The 18,539-nt window shown below is 73.0% G+C and carries 15 protein-coding genes and 1 tRNA gene; 9 read left to right on the top strand and 7 right to left on the bottom strand.

Annotation, left to right across the window (positions count from 1 at the left end; all coding sequences use genetic code 11):
• Nucleotides 1-579: 579 nt before the first annotated feature.
• The gene (locus tag PUR56_RS37900) at nt 580-1,665 is read right to left on the bottom strand and encodes a ThiF family adenylyltransferase (protein ID WP_329952292.1); all 1,086 of its coding nucleotides are present in this window, start codon (nt 1,663-1,665) and stop codon (nt 580-582) included.
• A gap of 255 nt (nt 1,666-1,920) precedes the next feature.
• Between PUR56_RS37900 and PUR56_RS37895 the strand changes: the two genes are divergently transcribed.
• Entirely contained in the window at nt 1,921-2,616 is a 696-nt protein-coding gene (locus PUR56_RS37895) for a M48 metallopeptidase family protein (protein ID WP_329883142.1), read from the top strand.
• Between the two features lie 128 nt (nt 2,617-2,744).
• Here PUR56_RS37895 and PUR56_RS37890 read toward each other — a convergent pair whose 3' ends face one another.
• Together PUR56_RS37890 and PUR56_RS37885 are read right to left on the bottom strand one after the other, a co-directional pair.
• Nucleotides 2,745-3,380 carry an NUDIX hydrolase gene (locus PUR56_RS37890; RefSeq protein ID WP_329952291.1) on the bottom strand — a complete coding sequence of 212 codons (636 nt, stop codon included), beginning with the start codon at nt 3,378-3,380 and terminating at the stop codon, nt 2,745-2,747.
• Entirely contained in the window at nt 3,377-4,936 is a 1,560-nt protein-coding gene (locus tag PUR56_RS37885; protein ID WP_329952290.1) for a zinc-dependent metalloprotease, read from the bottom strand. Before PUR56_RS37885 ends, PUR56_RS37890 begins: the two co-directional genes overlap by 4 nt.
• A gap of 209 nt (nt 4,937-5,145) precedes the next feature.
• On the opposite strand from PUR56_RS37885, the gene PUR56_RS37880 reads away from it, so the two are divergent.
• From PUR56_RS37880 to PUR56_RS37865, 4 genes are all read left to right on the top strand, one after another.
• Nucleotides 5,146-6,294, top strand: a complete 1,149-nt coding sequence (locus PUR56_RS37880; RefSeq protein ID WP_380355850.1) for an NAD-dependent epimerase/dehydratase family protein — start codon at nt 5,146-5,148, stop codon at nt 6,292-6,294.
• Between the two features lie 205 nt (nt 6,295-6,499).
• A complete protein-coding gene (locus tag PUR56_RS37875) occupies nt 6,500-6,940 on the top strand; it encodes a molybdenum cofactor biosynthesis protein MoaE (protein ID WP_329883139.1) in 441 nt (146 codons plus the stop codon).
• Nucleotides 6,941-7,140: 200 nt separating this feature from the next.
• On the top strand, nt 7,141-7,329 hold the full coding sequence (locus PUR56_RS37870; protein ID WP_329883138.1) for a hypothetical protein: 189 nt from the start codon (nt 7,141-7,143) through the stop codon (nt 7,327-7,329).
• 42 nt (nt 7,330-7,371) lie between these two features.
• Nucleotides 7,372-8,448, top strand: coding sequence for a YlbL family protein (locus PUR56_RS37865; protein WP_329952289.1), 1,077 nt, complete (start codon nt 7,372-7,374; stop codon nt 8,446-8,448).
• Nucleotides 8,449-8,601: 153 nt separating this feature from the next.
• Here PUR56_RS37865 and PUR56_RS37860 read toward each other — a convergent pair whose 3' ends face one another.
• A complete protein-coding gene (locus PUR56_RS37860) occupies nt 8,602-9,165 on the bottom strand; it encodes a PPA1309 family protein (protein WP_329883136.1) in 564 nt (187 codons plus the stop codon).
• A 285-nt stretch (nt 9,166-9,450) separates the two neighbouring features.
• Here PUR56_RS37860 and PUR56_RS37855 point away from each other — a divergent pair, with 285 nt between their 5' ends.
• From PUR56_RS37855 to PUR56_RS37845, 3 genes are all read left to right on the top strand, one after another.
• Nucleotides 9,451-12,477 (top strand): UPF0182 family membrane protein, encoded by a 3,027-nt coding sequence (locus PUR56_RS37855; protein ID WP_329952288.1) that lies wholly within the window; start codon nt 9,451-9,453, stop codon nt 12,475-12,477.
• A gap of 64 nt (nt 12,478-12,541) precedes the next feature.
• Nucleotides 12,542-12,615, top strand: a tRNA-Met gene (locus tag PUR56_RS37850).
• A gap of 383 nt (nt 12,616-12,998) precedes the next feature.
• Nucleotides 12,999-14,969: a tetratricopeptide repeat protein gene (locus tag PUR56_RS37845; protein WP_329952287.1), complete on the top strand. Its 1,971-nt coding sequence runs from the start codon at nt 12,999-13,001 to the stop codon at nt 14,967-14,969.
• A 149-nt stretch (nt 14,970-15,118) separates the two neighbouring features.
• Here the strand turns inward: PUR56_RS37845 and PUR56_RS37840 are convergent, their stop codons facing one another.
• Complete coding sequence (locus tag PUR56_RS37840; RefSeq protein ID WP_329883133.1) at nt 15,119-15,538, bottom strand: Fur family transcriptional regulator; 420 nt, start codon at nt 15,536-15,538, stop codon at nt 15,119-15,121.
• A gap of 104 nt (nt 15,539-15,642) precedes the next feature.
• On the opposite strand from PUR56_RS37840, the gene PUR56_RS37835 reads away from it, so the two are divergent.
• Entirely contained in the window at nt 15,643-17,121 is a 1,479-nt protein-coding gene (locus PUR56_RS37835; RefSeq protein ID WP_329883132.1) for a catalase, read from the top strand.
• A 91-nt stretch (nt 17,122-17,212) separates the two neighbouring features.
• On the opposite strand, the gene hisN is transcribed toward PUR56_RS37835, so the two are convergent.
• Both hisN and PUR56_RS37825 read right to left on the bottom strand, forming a co-directional pair.
• Nucleotides 17,213-18,010, bottom strand: a complete 798-nt coding sequence (gene hisN, locus PUR56_RS37830) for a histidinol-phosphatase (RefSeq protein WP_329952286.1) — start codon at nt 18,008-18,010, stop codon at nt 17,213-17,215.
• 104 nt (nt 18,011-18,114) lie between these two features.
• On the bottom strand, nt 18,115-18,438 hold the full coding sequence (locus PUR56_RS37825; protein ID WP_329952285.1) for a DMT family transporter: 324 nt from the start codon (nt 18,436-18,438) through the stop codon (nt 18,115-18,117).
• Nucleotides 18,439-18,539: the final 101 nt, after the last annotated feature.

Genomic DNA, 18,539 nt, shown 5'->3' with positions numbered 1-18,539 from the left:
GGGGGGGGGTCGGTTTTTGGGTGGGGGGCCGGGTGTTGGGGGGGGGGTGGGGGGTGTGTTGGTTGTTGGGGGGGGTTTTTTTTTACGGGTGGGTGGTTGCGGTGTCGTGGCCGGGGGTTTTGTTTTTTGGTTTTTTGGGCCAATTATGGGGGTGTGGGGGGGGTGGCCGTACTAATGTTTGGCGGTGGGGGGGGGGGGGGCCGGGGGGGTTCGGGAGGCCCTTTCCGCGCTTCGGGGCCCACCCCCCACCCCCTCCCACCCACCCGCCTCTCGTGTCTCCTGACGACCCTTCCGTCCCACGCCTTCCGTCCCACGCCCATCACCCATCACCCATCGCCGGGTGCCCGGACCGGGTACCCGGCATCGGGTCATCACTCGGCGCCCGGTACTCGGTCGGCACCCGGAACCCGGCACCCACGGCGGGGCGCCCGACGGAACGGCGTCGGCACCCGGCGGCCGGGGGTTCGGACCGGTGGCGGTGGGGACGGCCGTCTCACCCACCGGTCGGTCCTCGGCCCGGCCGGGCCGACTCGCCGTTCCCTCCCTCTCCTCCTTCTCCTTCCTCCCTCGGCGGCGGACTCAGTGCGGCGGCGTCGGCTGCCAGAGGCACCCGCAGTCCGCGTGGCCCTTGAGCCGCAGACGACGCGGCATTCCGTCGACGGCGGACACCTCGCACCAGCCGTCGATGCTCGGTGGCCGGCCGCCGTCCAGGAAGATCTGGACGTGCAGCGCCGCGAGTCCGGCGACGGCGGTCGCGAGTGCGGTGTCGCAGGCCGGTGTCCGGGCCCGCCCCGGGCCGTCGTCGGCGAGCTGGGCGAGGATGCGCGGCCAGGCCGCGTCCTCGTCCTCCCGGGCCAGCACCAGACAGTGGCCGCAGGCCGACACCCCCGGCACCACCAGCGGGCCGACGACGCCGAACTCCTCCACGACCCCGACGTACAGGTGCGGTACCCCGGCGCGGAGCAGCTCGCGGGCCTGGGGCGTTCCGCCGGCGAACGCCCCACTGCCGTCCCGGGGTGTCAGCACCACCAGGTCGGGAAGCCCGGGTCTCGGCCGTCGGCTGCGCCGGGCCGGGTGCCTGGCGCAGGCCCGGTCGACGGCCTCGCGGGCGGCGGTGGCCCGTAGCCGCCCGACCTCTCCCGGTGGCAGGCCGGCGGGGGAGGTGTCGGCGGGGGTGACCCGGCCGGAGTCCACCACGGTGACCGCTCCGGTGCCGCCGGCCGCGAGCACGGCCGCCAGGGCCGCGCCGATGCGCCCGGCGCCGCGGACCTCCACCGCATGGTCGGCCCGGTGGGCCAGCACGGCGGGAGCGGCGCCGGGGGTGGAGTGGATCAGGGAGAGCGAGGCGAGGTCGGGGCCGAGCAACTCGCGGTGCGGCTGGGGGAAGCGGGCGAGCGCCCGGTCGGCGGCCTCGGCGTCGTCGAGCACCCCGGCCTCCTCCAGCAGGTCGAGCACGGTGTCGGCGGGCTCGCGCCCGAAGCCGGTCCGCTCGCCCTCGGCGAGCAGGGCGGGGCGGTCGCGCGTCCCGTCGACCAGTCCGAGGAAGTCACAGAGGGCCTGGTCGGCGCGGGCGAGGACGCCGGCGTGCCGGGAGACGGTGCCGAACTGCAGGGTGTCCGAGTCCCGCCAGCTGCGGGAGAGGGCGGGCTTGAGGGCGAGGCGCACGGCGGTCTTCCTTCCGATCGGTTCCGGACGGTCGACGGCAGCATGCCCGATCGGGGTGCCGGGGTGCGCTGCGTTGTCCACAGGCCCGGGTGCATGATCGGATCATTCGTCCGCATACCCTGTGGATAACTTGACGTCCGGTGCGAGGTCGGATTCCGGACACCTTCTGTCGGCCTTTCGTTCCCGATCGCTCCACGAAACATTTCGGCCACGGCAGCGGACTTCTGTCAGGGGTACCGGGTAACGTCGTGTGCCATGGCAGCCGAACGGGACTCCCATCCCCAGGCGTCGCCTCGGCGTGCCCGTGCAGCGTCCGGGTCGCAAGTGGCGGCGCCGAGTACGCGCGGGCGTCCGGAGCAGCAACCAGGGGCCGCGCGGTCGGAGCCGTTCGACCGTTCCCGGGTGGAGGTGCGGCGCAGCGCCCGGCGCAGCCGGACGGTCTCCGCGTACCGGGAGGGCGACCGCACCATCGTGCTGATCCCGGCCCGGATGTCGCACGCCGAGGAACAGCGCTGGGTCGCGCAGATGCTGGAGAAGCTCGCCGCCCAGGAGAGCCGCCGGGTGCTCGGTGACGACGCGCTGGTGGCGCGGGCCCGTGAGCTCTCCGCCGCCTACCTGGACGACCGGGCCGAGCCGGCCCAGGTGCGCTGGGTGACGAACCAGAACTCGCGGTGGGGTTCGTGTACCCCCAGTGAGCGGACGATCCGGCTCTCGCACCGTCTCCAGGGCATGCCGGAGTACGTCGTCGACTACGTGCTGCTGCACGAGCTGGCGCATCTGCTGGTGCCGGACCACGGGCCGGCCTTCTGGGCGCTGCTGGAGGCCTATCCGAGGACGGAGCGGGCCCGCGGCTACCTGGAGGGCGTGGTGTCGGCGGCCCGGCTGCCGCACATTCCGGGGGCGCGGCACGCGGGTCCGCCGGACTCGGAACCGGCCGGTTCCTGCGGCTGAGGCGGTGGCCCCGCGGCTCGCGGGAGCCGCGGCGGACACAGGTGCGGAGTCAGGCACGGAAGAAGGGCGTGGGCCGTTGTGGCCCACGCCCCTTTCCTGGTCCGGACGCCCCCGAACGCCTCAACCGGTCAACCGGTCAGCTGCCGGGCGCGGGCGACGAGGTCGCGCACCGACCCGTCCGTGAGGTCGGGCAGTGCGTCGAAGTCGAACCAGCGGAGGTCGAGCGACTCCTCGCTGATCAGGGCCAGGGAGCCGGGAGGCGCCACCGCGACGTACTGGACGTCGAGGTGGGTGTTCTCCGGCCGGTCCTTGCCGGTGCAGCGCACCTGGTGCCGGTCGAGCTTGACCGGGACGGGCGCGCCGTCCCGCGTCAGGAGCGTGAGGCCGGGGATGCCGGACTCCTCGGTGGCCTCGCGCAGCGCGGCGGCGGCGAGGTCGCGGTCGCCGGGCTCGCAGTGGCCGCCCATCTGCAGCCACAGGCCGACCTTGGGGTGCAGGGTGAGCAGCACCCGTCCGGCGGCCGGGTCGACGACCGCCGCGCTGGCGGTGATGTGGGCGGGCAGGCAGGAGCGGAACAGGCCCTCGGGCTGTTCGGCGAGGTGCTGCAGGTAGTCGCGGCGCAGCCGCTCCTGGTCCGGGTCGGCGGGGCGCCAGCCGTCCAGGGCGCGGACGGCGTCCGCGTGCAGGGGGCCCGCCCCGGCGGCGCCGGCTTCCGTGCCGCCGGTGCTGCCCGTGCCGCCGGGGACCGTCTCGGTGACCGTCATGCGCCGGGCTCGCCCTTTCCGTCCTCGTCGTCGTTCTTCGTCAGGTCGGGCTTCGGGCCGGATCCCGGCTCGGCCGCCGGGCCGGACGTCCCGGTGCCGCCGCCCGCGGCGGCCTCCCCGAGGAGCTTGTCGATCGCGTCGAAGTCGAGACCGCCTTCGAGGCTGCCCGCGGTGTCCCGGTGCACGAAGGCGTCCGGGTCGTCGAGGTCGGCGGCGGTGGGCAGCATGTCCGGGTGCTGCCAGAGGTCGTCGCGGCCCTCGACGCCGCGGGCGTCGGCGAGCAGCGCCCAGAGCCGGGCGGCGTCGCGCAGGCGGCGCGGCCGCAGTTCGAGGCCGACGAGGGTGGCGAAGGTCTGCTCGGCGGGCCCGCCGGCCGCGCGGCGGCGGCGGACGGTCTCGCGCAGGGCGCCGGCCTGCGGAAGGTGGGGCTCGGCGGCGGCGTGCACGACGGCGTCGACCCAGCCCTCGACGAGTGCGAGCGCGGTCTCCAGGCGGGCGAGCGCGGCCTTCTGCTCGGGGGTGTCCTCGGGCTGGAGCAGGCCGCCGGCGAGCGCCTCCTGGAGGGCCTCGGGGTTGCTCGGGTCGAGCTGGCCGACCAGCTCCTCCATGCGGGTGGTGTCGACCTTGATGCCGCGGGCGTAGGCCTCGACGGCGCCGAGCAGGTGGGCGCGCAGCCACGGCACGTGGGCGAAGAGCCGCTGGTGGGCGGCCTCGCGCAGGGCGAGGTAGAGCCGGACCTCCTCGACGGGGACGTTCAGGCCCTCGCCGAACTCTGCGACGTTCTGCGGCAGCAGCGCGGCCTTGCCGGCGGGGGCGAGCGGCAGGCCGACGTCGGTGGAGCCGACGACCTCCGCGGCGAGCGCGCCGAGCGCCTGGCCGATCTGGGTGCCGAACATGGCGCCGCCCATGGAGCGCATCATGCCCATCAGCGGGCCGGCCATGGCCTGCATCTCCTCGGGCAGGACGCCGCCCATGGCGTTGCCGACGCGCTCGGCGACCGGGTCGACGAGGTCCTTCCAGACCGGAAGGGTGGCCTCGATCCACTCGGCGCGGCTCCAGGCGACGGCGGTACCGGCGCCGGACGGGAACTCGGTGGAGCCGTCGAGCCAGAGGTCGGCGAGGCGGACGGCCTCGGCGACGGCGGAGCGCTCGGTGGCGCTCACCGACCGGTCCTTGCTCTTGCCCTCGGCGGGCTCGGCGACGACCGTCTGCCGGGCGATGTCCTTGGCCAGCTCCCAGTTGACCGGGCCGCCCTCGAACGAGAGCATCTGACCGAGCTGCTGGAACGCGGCGCCGAGGTCGTTGGGGTTGAGGCCGCCGAACATGGCGGCGAAGGGGTTGTCGCCGGCGCCGGGGGCACCGGGGGTGCCCGGCCCGCCGGGCAGGCCGCCCATGCCGAAGAGCGCGCCGAACGGGTTGCCGGCACCGAAGCCGAAGGGCTGCGGGCCGCTCTGCTCGTCGCCGCCCTGGTCCTTCTTCTGCTCGTCTCCGGGCTTGGCCTTGCCGTCTTCGGGCTCCTCGGGCGGAACGCCGAATCCGAAGGGAAGGTCGCTCACGGGGTCCTCGATCCGGTCGGCCGTCATGCGGGTGGTGGCGGTGAAATCTGCAGGCCCGGGGCGGTCGGTGGAGTGGGGGACTCCCGGCCGGTGGGCGGCTCCCACGCGGCTGGTCCGCGCCGGGTGCACCGCCGGGCCTCCGCCTCGGGCAGGATGGACGTACGTGACACACGTACGTACGCACATAAGCTAACCGTGGAGGATGGCCGGTGAGTTCCCCGCCTTCGGACGTTCGCTCTGGGCTGACCGGAGGAGAGGACGCCCCGGACATCACGGCGTCGCCTCCTCCAGCCTATGACGGAAGACCCCTGACCGTGGCGGTCACGGGTGCTGCCGGCGTGCTCGGCGAGCGCGTCGCAGCCCGGCTGGTCGCCTCGCCGGGTGTGAAGAAAGTGCTCGCGGTGGACGACCGGCGCGGTGAGGTGCCGGGCGTCCAGTGGCGGGTCCTGGACGTGCGGGACCCCGCCGTCGCCGAGCGGCTGGCCGGCGTGGACGTGGTGGTCCACCTGGCGATGGACCTGGGCATGGAGTCGGACCCGCGGGCGCGCAGCGCCTACAACGTGCGGGGCGCGCAGACGGTGCTGACGGCCGCCGCGGCGGCCGGGGTGCACCGGGTGGTGCTCTGCACCTCCGCGATGGTCTACGGCGCGCTGGCCGACAACGAGGTCCCGCTGGCCGAGGACTCGGAGCTGCGGGCGACCGAGGAGGCCTCGCTGGTCGGGGACCTGCTGGAGATCGAGCGGCTGGCCCGGCGCGCGCCGCGGGCGCACCCGGGGCTGCAGGTGACGGTGCTGCGCCCGGCGGTGGTGGTGGGCCCCGGGGTCGACACGGTGCTGACCCGGCACTTCGAGGCGCCGCGGCTGCTGGTGGTGGCGGGTTCGCGGCCGTGCTGGCAGTTCTGCCACGTGGACGACCTGGCGGCGGCGCTGGAGTACGCGGCGCTGGGCCTGGTCGAGGGCGAGGTGACGGTCGGCTGTGACGGCTGGCTGGAGCAGGAGGACGTGGAGCGGCTGTCGGGGATCCGGCGGATGGAGCTCCCGGCCTCGCTCGCGCTGGGGACGGCGGCGCGGCTGCACCGGCTGGGGCTGACCCCGGCGCCGGCCGGTGACCTGGCGTACACGATGTACCCGTGGGTGGTGTCGGGCAGCCGGTTGCACGAGGCGGGCTGGCGGCCGACGTACACCAACGAGGAGGTGCTGGCGGAGCTGCTGGCGCAGGTGGCGGGGAAGCACGCGGTGGCCGGGCGCCGGCTGGGCGGCAAGGAGGCCGCGACCAGCCTGGGCGCGGCCGGGGCGACGGTGGCGCTGGTGGGTACGGCGGCGCTGGTGCGGCGGGCGCGGAAGCGGCGCCGTTTCTGATCGGCGACGCGCCGACCGCGGTCGCCCCCGGGCCGCGGCCGGCCGCCCGGCTCCGGGTCCGGCCCCGGTCCGGGTAGCCCGGGGACTGGTCCGGGCCGGTCCGGAGGGTGGCTCACTCCGGGCCGTTTCTCACGATGCGAAATTCCTTCGTCGTGATGCGGAAAGCTCTTGCCCCGGACCACCCGGGATGGGGGATCATGGGGTCATGTCCGAGAACCACGACCCGATCCGCCTGCTCGCGATCCGCGACACCCCGCTCTCCCTCGACGAGGTGTACGACGCGGTGGGCGACGACGCGGCCGGCGGGACGACCGTCTTCGTCGGGACGGTCCGCGACCACGACGGCGGCAAGTCGGTCTCCGCACTGGAGTACAGCTGCCACCCCACGGCCGAGCAGGAGATGCGCCGGATCGCCGAGAAGATCGTCGCGGACTTCCCGGTCCGGGCGCTCGCCGCGGTCCACCGGATCGGCCGGCTGGAGATCACCGACAAGGCGGTGATCGTCGCCGTCTCCTGCGCCCACCGCGGCGAGGCGTTCGCCGCGGCCCGTCGGCTGATCGACGACCTCAAGCACGAGGTGCCGATCTGGAAGCACCAGGTCTTCGCCGACGGCGAGGAGGAGTGGGTCGGCGCCGGGAGCTGCTGACCAGCCCCCGCAGCCCCGCCCCCCGCAGCCCCGCCGACGCGCAGGCGCGCCGGGCCCTCACTCGAACGGGTGTGGGCCTGTGCGCCGAATACTCCCTGGCAGTGAGCCGATCGGCCGTGCCGTAACCCGGAAGGCGCCGTCAACGTTGTCCGCCGGAGTGGTTAATCTGCTCATAGACACGACGAGCTGGGAGTACTGAGATGGCTGCGCTCGCCTGGTTGATCATTCCGGTTGTCGCCGCACTGCTCGCCGCCGTGTGGGCGGGGTGGGCCCAGAGGGCCCCCAGGGCGACGGGGGACCCGGCCTCACTGGCCGAACACAAGCGGTTCATGGCCGCGATGGAACGCACCACGACCGGCTCCGGTCCGGGCGAGCGCCCGGGCCGGTAGCCCGCCGGGCGTACCGTCGGCCGCGTCCCGTACTGTCGAGTCATGCCACGCCGCTCTGCGACGATGCTCGCCGCCACCCTGCTGCTCATAGCGCTGCTCTGTGTCTCGGTGCTGATGAAGGTGCCGTACACCGAGATGAGCCCGGGTCCGACGTACAACACGCTCGGGGTGCAGGAGAAGACGGGCACGCCGGTGATCACCATCACCGGCCACGAGTCGTTCCCGGCGAGCGGCCACCTCAACATGACCACCGTGCAGGTGACCGGGGCCAAGTACGAGCCCAGCCTGGTCAACGCGGTGATCGGCTGGCTGCGGGACGACGTGCTGGTGGTGCCGCACGACAACGTCTACCCCAAGGGGCAGACCGACGCCGAGGCCAAGCAGCAGAACGCCGAGGAGTTCGCGCTCTCCGAGGACCACGCCCGGACCGCGGCGCTCAAGCAGCTCGGCATCCCGATGGGCAGCGAGCTGATCGTCCAGGCCGTCACCGCCGGAGCCCCGGCCGAGGGCCGGCTGCACGCCGGCGACCAGATCGTCGCCGTCGACGGCACCGCGGTGGCCGATCCGGAGGGCGTGGCCAAGGCGGTCACCAAGCGCCAGCCCGGCGAGCAGGTGGTCTTCACCGTCGTGCCGCGGGTCAAGGAGGGCTCGGCCGAGCCGGGGGTGCGCACCGACATCACCGTCCCGACCGTGAAGTCGCCCGACAGCGGCTCCGCGATGGTCGGCATCCGTCCGGGCCTGAAGCACACCTACCCGTTCCGGATCGACATCGGGCTGCAGGACGTCGGCGGGCCCAGTGCCGGCCTGATGTTCTCGCTCGGCATCATCGACAAGCTGACGCCCGGCGACCTCACCGACGGCCGGTTCGTGGCCGGCACCGGCACCATCGACGACAACGGGGCGGTCGGGCCGATCGGCGGCATATCGATGAAGCTGATCGCCGCACGGGACGCCGGCGCCGAGTACTTCCTCACGCCGGCCGCCAACTGCGCCGAGGCGGGGAAGAACACCCCGGACGGGCTGACCCTGGTCAAGGCCGAGACGCTGGACGGCGCGCTGAAGTCGCTGGAGCAGATCCGCTCCGGGCAGACCTCCGCACTGCCGTCCTGCGCCGCGTAGCCGACCCACCGGCGGCCGGCCGGCCGGCCGGGCGGGCGATCGCGAGACCGGAAGACCTGAAGATCGCGAGATCGTCGGACCGGCATGCGGAAGACCGGTCAACCGGCCGGACGGCCGGGTGACCGATCGGCCGGGTGACCGGTGGCCGTTCCGCTACGAGAAGGTCGCCAGCAGGGCCTCGGTCAGGCCCGGCACCAGGTCGGGGCCGGTCAGCACCTCGCGCGCGACGTCCTTGGACCGCAGCCGCAGCGCGACCTCCTTCTTCCCGCCGCGCAGCACGGCGGCGGTGATCCGCACCTCTTCGCGCTTGGGGTGGTTGGCCACCCAGTCGGCGAGCTGGGCGTCGCTGGCGTTGCGCGGGCGGGTCTGCTCGGAGCCGGGCGGCAGCATCAGCCGCTCGACCACCAGCGCGCAGCCGGCGACCGCGTCGGGCCAGGCGATGGTGCCGAGGAACTTGTCCAGCTCCATGCCGGCCGGCAGCTCGTCCTGCTCGACCGGGGTGAGGCCGGCCTCCTCGGTGTCGGCGAGGCCGAGCTGCTTGGCGATGCGCGGGTCGGCCTTGCGCAGGGCGGCGCTGTCCACCAGGGCGAACAGCCGGGCCGGGAGGTCCCAGCCGAGGGTGGCGGCGTACTCGTCGATCTCCAGGGCGGCCCGGGTCAGCGGGGTCGCGGCCGGGAGCGTGGAGACGTCGTCGGGGAGATTGGATCCATCGGACATGCCTCAATCCTCACACGCCGGGCGGGTCCGGCGGGCCCGGCGGTGCCGGGTCCCGCGCCGGGCGCGGTGCCGGGCGGTGCCGTGGGGAGCCCGTCGGGGGGCCGGACGGAGGCCGTCCGGGAGCTGTCCGGGAGCGCCGTGAGGTCCCCGCCGGCGGGGGAGCGGGGGCCGGCTGCGCTCGTAACCGTCTGCTAACGGTGGGAACTCGGCTAAAGCCTGGTTAAGTTGCACTGAAGACCGACCGACTCCAGACGACACAACTGAGGTGCCACCGTGGTATTCCAGATGCCGGAACGCTCAGGGCCGGGTTTCCGGCGCAGAGTAGGCCCGCCCTCCCGGCGGGCGCGAGTGCTCCTGCTGACCTTGGGAGTGCTCGCGGTCCTCTTCCTGCTGTTCGTCATGTTCGCCGGATTCTGGACGGACTGGCTCTGGTTCAAGTCGGTCCAGTACTCCTCGGTGTTCACCACCCAGCTCTGGACCAAGATCGGGCTGTTCGCGGTCTTCGGCCTGCTGATGGCGGTGATCGTCGGCTTCAACGTGTGGCTGGCGCACCGGCTGAGGCCGCCGCTGTCGGCGATGTCGGTCGAGCAGCAGAGCCTGGACCGCTACCGCTCGGGCCTGGCGCCGTTCAAGCGCTGGGCGCTGATCGGGATCTCGCTGGTGATCGGGCTGGTGGCGGGTGCCGCGGCCTCGGGCCAGTGGCGGACGTGGCTGCTGTGGACCAACGGGACCTCGTTCGGGGTCAAGGACCCGCAGTTCGGGCGGGACGTCTCGTTCTACGCCTTCGATCTGCCGTTCTACGAGTTCGTGCTGGGCTTCGCGTTCAGCGCGGTGATCGTCTCGCTGCTGACCTCGGTGCTGGTGCACTACCTGTACGGCGGGCTGCGGCTGCAGGGACCGGGCCGGCGGGCGAGCGTCGGTGCGCAGGGGCACCTGGCGGTGCTGCTGGGCATCTTCGTGCTGCTGAAGGCGGTGGCGTACTGGCTGGACCGGTACGCGCTGGCCGTGAAGACCGGCGCCTACCGGGAGGTCTCCGGCTGGACCGGCCTGCGGTACGTGGACGCCAACGCGTTCCTGCCGGCGAAGACGATCCTGTTCTTCGTCGCGATCATCTGCGCGGTGCTGTTCTTCCTGACCCCGGTGCGGCGCACCTGGGCCCCGGCCCTGATCGGGCTGGGCCTGATGGTGCTGTCGGCGGTGCTGATCGGCGGGGTGTACCCGGCGATCGTGCAGCAGTTCCAGGTCAAGCCGAACGAGCAGGCCAAGGAGACGCCCTACATCCAGAAGAACATCGACGCGACGCGCCAGGCGTACGGGATCTCGGACAGCCAGACGATCCCGTACACCCCGAAGGGCACGACCGACGCCGAGGCGCTGAAGCCGGACGCGCAGACCATCTCGGACATCCGGCTGATCGACCCGAACGTCGTCTCGCCGACCTTCCAGTCGATCGAGCAGCAGCGGTCGTACTACGCGTTCCCGCAGACCCTGGACGTGGACCGGTACGGCAAGGACGCGGGCGCCCAGGACACCGTGATCGGCCTGCGCGAGCTGGACCTCAACGGTGTGCAGCGGAACTGGATCAACGACCACTTCAAGTACACCCACGGCTACGGCGCGGTGGTGGCCAAGGGCAACCAGGTCAACGACAAGGGCCAGCCGGTCTTCACCGAGTCCGGCCTGCCGGCGACGGGTTCGCTGGGCGACTACCAGCAGCGGATCTACTACGGCGAGAAGACCTCCACGTACTCGATCGTGGGCGGCTCCAACCAGGAGATCGACTACACCACCGACTCCGGTGAGAACAAGCAGTACAAGTACACCGGCGGCAGCGGCGTCTCGCTGAACAACCCGCTGACCCGGGCCGCGTACGCGGTGAAGTTCGCCGAGCCGCAGATCCTCTACGCGGGGGCGATCACCGACGGCGCCAAGGTGATCTACGACCGGACGCCCAAGGAGCGGGTGGAGAAGGTCGCGCCGTGGCTGTCGATCGACGCCGACCCGTACCCGGTGGTGGAGAACGGCCGGGTGGTCTGGGTGCTGGACGGCTACACCACCTCGGACGGCTACCCCTTCTCGTCGAAGACGACGCTGGGCACGGCCACCAAGGACTCGCTGACCAACCAGCGCGGTGAGCTGCTGACCGTCGCCAACCAGGTCAACTACATCCGCAACTCGGTCAAGGCCACCGTGGACGCGTACACCGGCGAGGTGACGCTGTACCAGTGGGACGAGAACGACCCGGTGCTGAAGACCTGGATGAAGGCGTTCCCGGACACCGTGAAGGCCAAGGCGGAGATCCCGGGCACGCTGATGCCGCACCTGCGCTACCCGCAGGACATGTTCAAGGTGCAGCGCGACCTGCTGGGCCAGTACCACGTGACGGACGCCAACTCGTTCTTCAACGGCAGCGACATCTGGCAGGTCCCGGTGGACCCGACCAGCGACACCAAGCAGTTCCAGCCGCCGTACTACCTGACGGTGCGGATGCCGGACCCGGCGGTCACGTCGGCGAGCTTCTCGCTGACGACCACCTTCGTGCCGCGCGGCCGGGACAACCTGGCGGCGTTCATGGCCGTCAGCGCCGACCCGGGCCCGGACTACGGCAAGCTCCGGATCCTCAAGGTGCCGGGGGACTCCAAGACGCTCGGCCCCAACCTGGTGCAGTCGCAGTTCAACTCGCGGCAGGAGGTGGCGCAGCAGATCACCCTGCTGAAGAGCGGCGGTGACTCGGAGCTGGAGTACGGCAACCTGCTGACGCTGCCCGTCGGCGGCGGCCTGCTGAACGTCGAGCCGGTGTACGTCCGCGGGCGCGGCGCCAAGTACCCGACGCTGCAGAAGGTGCTGGCGGTCTACGGCAACGACAACGTGGCGTTCGAGAACACGCTGGAGGAGGCGCTGCGGAAGGTGTTCGCGGGCGCGGCGCCGGCGACCACGCCGACCGCACCCACCACGCCGACGAACCCGACGACGCCCACCAACCCGACGACGCCGACGAATCCGACGACGCCGGCGCCGGGGAGCACGGTCACGCCCGAGCTGCAGAAGGCGATGGCGGACGTGCTGAAGGCGCAGGGCGAGCTTGACAACGCCGCCAAGTCCGGTGACTGGGTGGCCGTCGGGCAGGCTCAGAAGGCGCAGAGCGAGGCGGCCAAGGCGCTGGCCGCGGCCTTGCAGAAGGCCGGTCTCGCGCCCGCGGCCGCGTCGGCGGGGCCCTCGCCCGGGGCTCCGTCGGGGGCTCCGTCGGGGACGCCCGCCCCGTCGGGCTCACCGGGGGCCACCCCGGCGCCAACGCCGAGCACCGGCCCCTGAGCCGCTGAGCTGCGGCGACCGATTTCTGTCCCACCCCGCGACCGTGTTATGGTTTGGCTACCGACGCGGGGTGGAGCAGCTCGGTAGCTCGCTGGGCTCATAACCCAGAGGTCGCAGGTTCAAATCCTGTCCCCGCTACTCAGTAGCACAGAGGCCCGGAGGATTCGTCCTCCGGGCCTCTGGCGTTTTTTCGGCCGGCCCGCGGGGGTTGCTCCGGTACCATCGAGCGTCGCCAAGGACGACGGCAGCGGGGTTTGCGGACGCCAGTGTCGGGAAATCGACAAAGCGCCGAAGCAATCTCGTCGGCTTCGGGTCCGCCCCGCCGAAATCGGCCGGGGCAGGTGTACGCGGGTTGCGGGTGATGCGACGATGGGACACATGGGGGACGTTGCACGGCTGCTGACCGGCCGTCCGGTCCGACGCGCCCCCTGGGGGTGCCTCCGGTCCAAGACCGGGGGACGGTCCCCCCGGCCGATGGCCGGGGAAGGATGCCGCGACACTCTGGGGGAGCGGGAGTCGGCATGAGGCTGATCGGAAAGAACGGGACAGGAGCGAAACCGGCGACCACCGAGGCGGACACCGAGGCCTGGGCGGAGAGCCCCGAGCGGAACCCGGGCGCCCTGCCCGCCCAGCGCACCAGCGGCCTGACGGAGCGCCGCCCGGCGCCCGGCTACGGCCCGGACAGCCTGGTGCACGTCCCCACCAGCCGGTTCACCGCCGAGATCGGCCCGTACGGCGCGCTCACCGAACAGAGCGGCCCGGGGGCGGACGCCGGCGAGCACGCCGGCTTCGACTCCGCGAGCTTCGAGACCGCGCTGGCCGCCCGCGAGCAGGCCGCACTGGAAGCCCGGCACCGTCAGGCCGCCGACGACGGCGACGCGGACGCCGCCGGCCGGCTCGGCACGCTGCTGCTGCGCCGCGGCGACCTGGAGGACGCGGAGCCGTACCTGCGCGGGGCCGCCGCTGCCGGACTCCGCTCCGCGGCCAACAACCTCGGCGTGCTGCTGCACCAGCAGGGCCACCGGGCCGAGGCGGCCCAGTGGTGGCGGCAGGCCGCGGTGGCCGGCAGCGCGCCGGCCGCGCACGCGCTCGGCCTGCAACTGCGGGACCAGGGCGAGGAGGAGGCGGCCGAGTACTGGCTGCACTTCGCCGCCGACCACGGTCACCCGCTGGGCGCGTACGCGCTCGGCGACCTGATGGAGCACCGGCGCGACGTCCGCGCCGAACGCTGGTTCAAGGTGTCCGCCGACGCCGGACACCGGGAGGCCGCCTACCGGCTGGCCCGGATGCGGGAGGCGGCCGGGGACAAGGAGACCGCGGAGGCCTGGTACCGGATCGCGGCCGCCCGCAGCCACGCCCGAGCGGCGCTGCGCCTCGGCGTCCTGCTGGAGGACCGGGCCGGCGGGGACCAGGCGCTGCTGGAGGAGGCCGCCCGCTGGTACCGGCAGTCGGCGCAGAACGGCGAGCCCCGGGCCGCGTGCGCGCTGGGCTTCCTGCTGCGCGACTCCGGGGATCTCGGTGCGGCCGCCGAGTGGTGGCAGGAGGCGGCCGAGGCCGGGGACGGCAACGCGGCGAACGCGCTGGGCGCGCTGCACGCCTCGCGCGGCGAGGCCGCCGAGGCGGAGCGCTGGTACCGCAGCGCGCTGGAGGCCGGGGACCAGAACGGCGCGTTCAACCTGGGGCTGCTCTGCGCGGGCGCCGGGCGGGACCAGCAGGCCGAGCAGTGGTACCGGCGGGCCGCGTACGCCGGGCACCGGGAGGCGTGCAACGCGCTGGCCGTGGTGCTGCTGCAGCGCGGTGACGAGTCGGGCGCCGAACCGTGGTTCTCCAAGGCCGCGGAGGCGGGCAGCGTGGACGGCGCCTTCAACCTGGGCGTCCTGCACGCCGGGCGCGGCGAGCAGCGGCAGGCGCAGGAGTGGTACGCGCGCGCCGCGGCCGAGGGGCACGGCGAGGCGGCGCTTCAGCTGGCGGTGGTGCAGGAGCAGCGCGGCAATCTGGCGGGCGCGCTGGAGCGTTACCGCCAGGCGGCGGCGGGCGGGTCGGCGGAGGGTGCGTTCCGGCTGGCCTCGGTGCTGGACCGGCGCGGGGACGCGGACCAGGAGGCCGAGCACTGGTACGCGGTGGCGGCGGACGCCGGGCACCGGCGGGCCCAGGTGCGGATGGGCGTGCGGGCGGCCGAGCGCGGGGCGCTGGAGATCGCCGAGAGCTGGTACCGGCGGGCCGCGGCGGCGGGCAGCCGCAGCGCCGCGTTCAACCTGGGGCTGCTGCTGGCCCGGCAGGACAGCGAGGCCGAGGCGATGCTCTGGTACACCCGGGCCGCGGACGCCGGGCACGGGCGGGCGGCGCTGCGGCTCGCGCTGCTGGCGCTGCGCCGGGGGGAGCCGGTGCAGGCGGAGAACTGGTGCCGGCGGGCGGCGGACTACGGTCCGGCCGAGGTGGCCGAGCGGGCCGGCCGCCTGCTGGGCGCCCTCCATGCCGAGCTGAGCGCGTAGCGCCTGGCCCGGCCGGGGGCACCCGGCGCCGCTCGCCGCGGGTCGGGCGCCGTCCTCGTCGTTCACCGGGTCGAGGTGCCCGCCTGCGCGGTCCGCCCGGACGCCCTGTGCCGGGGGTGGTGGCGCCGGGGGCGGTTCGCGTGGGCTGCTCAGGGGCCGGTCGTACAGTCCGGACAGAGGCCGCGGTAGGTGATCTCGGCGCCGGAGACGGTGAAGCCGAACCGCTCGGAGGCGGGCAGCGCGGCCAGCGGGTCGCCCAGCGGGTGGACGTCGCGGATGGCGCCGCAGCCGGAGCAGACCAGGTGCTGGTGGGCGTGGTGGGCGTTGGGGTCGTACCGCTTGGCGCGGCCGTCGGTCGCGACCTCCAGCACCTCGCCGAGGCAGACGAGTTCGCCGAGGGTGTTGTAGACGGTGGCGCGGCTGATCTCGGGCAGCCGTTGCGCCGCGCGCGCGTGCACCTCGTCGGCGGTGAGGTGGACGTGTTCTCCGTCGAGGACCTCGGCCACGACCCGGCGCTGCGAGGTCAGCCGCCATCCACGTCCGCGAAGCCGTTCCAGCAGGTCACTCATGGGTACAGGGTAAGTGCACTCCCAGTCTGGTTCCAGTGTTGACTTGGACAAAGTCCAAGTTAGGATCGAGTCGTAACGACCGGATCACGCGGAGGCACCCTCTTATGACTACCCAGGACGAGCTGCGCCCCACCCTCACCACGGAGGCGGGTGCCCCCGTCGCCGACAACCAGAACACCGAGACCGCCGGTGTCGGCGGTCCGGCGCTGATCCAGGACCAGCAGCTGTTCGAGAAGCTCGCGCACTTCAACCGCGAGCGGATCCCGGAGCGCGTGGTGCACGCCCGCGGCGCGGCCGCGTACGGCACGTTCACCGTGACCGCCGACGTGACCGGCTACACGCGGGCGGCGTTCCTCTCCGAGGTCGGCAAGCAGACCGAGACCTTCCTGCGGTTCTCCACCGTGGCGGGCAACCTCGGCTCCGCCGACGCGGTGCGCGACCCGCGCGGCTTCGCGCTGAAGTTCTACACCGAGGAGGGCAACTACGACCTCGTCGGCAACAACACCCCGGTGTTCTTCATCAAGGACGCCACCAAGTTCCCGGACTTCATCCACACCCAGAAGCGCGACCCGTACACGGGCTCGCAGGAGGCGGACAACGTCTGGGACTTCTGGGGCCTGTCGCCCGAGGCCACCCACCAGGTGACCTGGCTGTTCGGCGACCGCGGCATCCCGGCCTCCTACCGGCACCTGGACGGCTTCGGCTCGCACACCTACCAGTGGCAGAACGAGGCCGGCGAGTACTTCTGGGTCAAGTACCACTTCAAGACCGACCAGGGGATCAGGAACCTGACGTCGGAGGAGGCGGCGAAGCTCGCGGGCGAGGACCCGGACAGCCACCAGCGGGACCTGCGCGAGGCCATCGAGCGCAGCGAGTTCCCCACCTGGACGGTCAGCGTCCAGATCATGCCGGCCGCCGACGCGGCGAACTACCGCTTCAACCCCTTCGACCTGACGAAGGTCTGGCCGCACGCCGACTACCCGCTGGTCGAGTTCGGCAAGCTGGAGCTCAACCGCAACCCCGACAACGTCTTCGCCGAGGTCGAGCAGTCGATCTTCTCCCCGTCGCACTTCGTGCCCGGCATCGGTCCGTCCCCCGACAAGATGCTGCAGGGCCGCCTGTTCGCGTACGCGGACGCCCACCGCTACCGCGTCGGCATCAACGCCGACCACCTGCCGGTCAACCGCCCGCACGCCGCCGAGGCGCGCAACAACAGCCGTGACGGCCACCTGTACGACGGCCGGCACGGCCGCCAGAAGAACTACGAGCCCAACAGCTTCGGCGGCCCGGTGCAGACCGGCCGGCCGCTCTGGGCGCCGACCCCCGTCAGCGGTGCCACCGGCACCTCCGAGGCCCCCTCGCACGCCGAGGACAACGACTTCGTGCAGGCGGGCAACCTGTACCGGCTGATCGGCGAGGACGAGAAGCAGCGGCTGGTCGCCAACCTGGCCGGCTTCATCGCCAAGGTCTCGGCCGACCGCGACGACATCGTCGAGCGGGCGATCGAGAACTTCCGCAAGGCCGACGCCGACTACGGTCAGCGCCTGGAGGCGGCCGTGCGGGAGCTGCGCAAGCAGCGGTGACGCCGGCGCGCCCCCGATGAGCAGCGGGCCCGCCGCGACCGGAGCACCGGTCGTGGCGGGCCCGCACCCATGTCGCGGGGCACTGCCGGGGTCACACGCCGAGGCGGCCCAGCGCCTCCTCGTGGAGCAGGCCGTTGGAGGCGACCGCGTCGGCGCCGCCCGGGCCCGGGACGCCGTCCAGGCCGGTGAAGCGTCCGCCGGCCTCCTCGACGATGATGCAGTTGGCCGCCATGTCCCACAGGGACAGTTCCGGCTCGGCCGCGATGTCGACCGCGCCCTCGGCGACCATCATGTACGACCAGAAGTCGCCGTAGGCGCGGGTGCGCCAGCAGGCCCGGGTGAGGTCGAGGAACGGGTCGAGGCGGCCGCGCTCCTCCCAGCCGGAGAGCGAGGAGTAGGAGAAGGAGGCGTCCTCGATCCGGGAGACGCCGGAGACCCGGATCCGGCTCGCCTTGGCCAGGCTGCGGCCGGCGAACGCGCCGAGGTCCTTGGCGGCCCACCAGCGGCGGTTCAGCGCGGGGGCCGAGACGATGCCGACGACCGGCCGTTCGACGCCGTCCGGGCCGTCCTCCAGCAGCGCGATCAGGGTCGCCCAGACCGGCACGCCGCGGATGTAGTTCTTGGTGCCGTCGATCGGGTCGATCACCCAGCGGCGCGGTCCCGTGCCCTGGAGGCCGAACTCCTCGCCGAGCACCGCGTCGCGCGGGCGGGCCCGCTGGAGGATGCTGCGCACGAGCTCCTCGGCGGCCTTGTCGGCGTCGCTCACGGGGGTGAGGTCGGGCTTGGTCTCGACCCGGAGGTCGAGTGCGCGGAAGCGCTCCAGGGTGACCGAGTCGGCCGAGTCGGCGAGGACGTGGGCGAGTCGGAGGTCGTCGTGGTAGTCGGCCATGTCCGAAACCCTAGCGAGCCCTCCCCGATCGGGACAGTCGGGCTCGCGGACCGGACCGGGAAGGGCCGGGCCCCGGGCCGGACCCGCCCCGGGCGGGCGGGGGCTCAGTGCGCGGAACCGCTCAGCTGGAGGCCGATCACCCCGGCGATCACCAGGGAGATCGACACCAGCTTGAGCACCGAGGTGGTCTCGTCCAGGAAGGCCATGCCGTAGATCGCGGTGCCGGCCGCGCCGATCCCGGTCCACACCGCGTACGCGGGGCCGACCGGGAGGGTCTTCAGGGAGATCGTGAGCAGACCGAAGCTGCCGAGGGCGAAGACGCAGAAGCTGATGGTGGGCCAGAGCTTGGTGAAGCCTTCACTGAGCTTGAGGTTGATCGCGAAGCCGGTCTCCAGGAGACCGGCCAGGATCACCAGGGCCCATGCCATCGCGTGCTCTCCCTGTCGATCGCCGGAAACGGGCCGTGATCCGGCCCGACTTTCCTATGATCACCAGGCGGCGGTGCTCCGACACCTCGAACGCGCGAAAA

Origin of the sequence: Streptomyces sp. BE303 (genome assembly GCF_036290945.1) — a bacterium.
In the GTDB taxonomy this organism is placed as follows: domain Bacteria; phylum Actinomycetota; class Actinomycetes; order Streptomycetales; family Streptomycetaceae; genus Kitasatospora.
The sequence above is the reverse complement of the archived record's forward strand: the minus strand, read 5'-3'. Positions and strand labels throughout refer to the sequence as shown.

Excerpts from the sequence above, each read along its gene's own strand:
- PUR56_RS37895 (WP_329883142.1), top strand. The coding sequence starts at position 1,921 with ATGGCAGCCGAACGGGACTCCCATCCCCAGGCGTCGCCTCGGCGTGCC.
- PUR56_RS37890 (WP_329952291.1), bottom strand. The coding sequence starts at position 3,380 with ATGACGGTCACCGAGACGGTCCCCGGCGGCACGGGCAGCACCGGCGGC.
- PUR56_RS37875 (WP_329883139.1), top strand. The coding sequence starts at position 6,500 with ATGTCCGAGAACCACGACCCGATCCGCCTGCTCGCGATCCGCGACACC.
- PUR56_RS37870 (WP_329883138.1), top strand. The coding sequence starts at position 7,141 with ATGGCTGCGCTCGCCTGGTTGATCATTCCGGTTGTCGCCGCACTGCTC.
- PUR56_RS37865 (WP_329952289.1), top strand. The coding sequence starts at position 7,372 with ATGCCACGCCGCTCTGCGACGATGCTCGCCGCCACCCTGCTGCTCATA.
- PUR56_RS37860 (WP_329883136.1), bottom strand. The coding sequence starts at position 9,165 with ATGTCCGATGGATCCAATCTCCCCGACGACGTCTCCACGCTCCCGGCC.
- PUR56_RS37855 (WP_329952288.1), top strand. The coding sequence starts at position 9,451 with ATGCCGGAACGCTCAGGGCCGGGTTTCCGGCGCAGAGTAGGCCCGCCC.
- PUR56_RS37845 (WP_329952287.1), top strand. The coding sequence starts at position 12,999 with ATGAGGCTGATCGGAAAGAACGGGACAGGAGCGAAACCGGCGACCACC.
- PUR56_RS37840 (WP_329883133.1), bottom strand. The coding sequence starts at position 15,538 with ATGAGTGACCTGCTGGAACGGCTTCGCGGACGTGGATGGCGGCTGACC.
- PUR56_RS37835 (WP_329883132.1), top strand. The coding sequence starts at position 15,643 with ATGACTACCCAGGACGAGCTGCGCCCCACCCTCACCACGGAGGCGGGT.
- hisN (WP_329952286.1), bottom strand. The coding sequence starts at position 18,010 with ATGGCCGACTACCACGACGACCTCCGACTCGCCCACGTCCTCGCCGAC.
- PUR56_RS37825 (WP_329952285.1), bottom strand. The coding sequence starts at position 18,438 with ATGGCATGGGCCCTGGTGATCCTGGCCGGTCTCCTGGAGACCGGCTTC.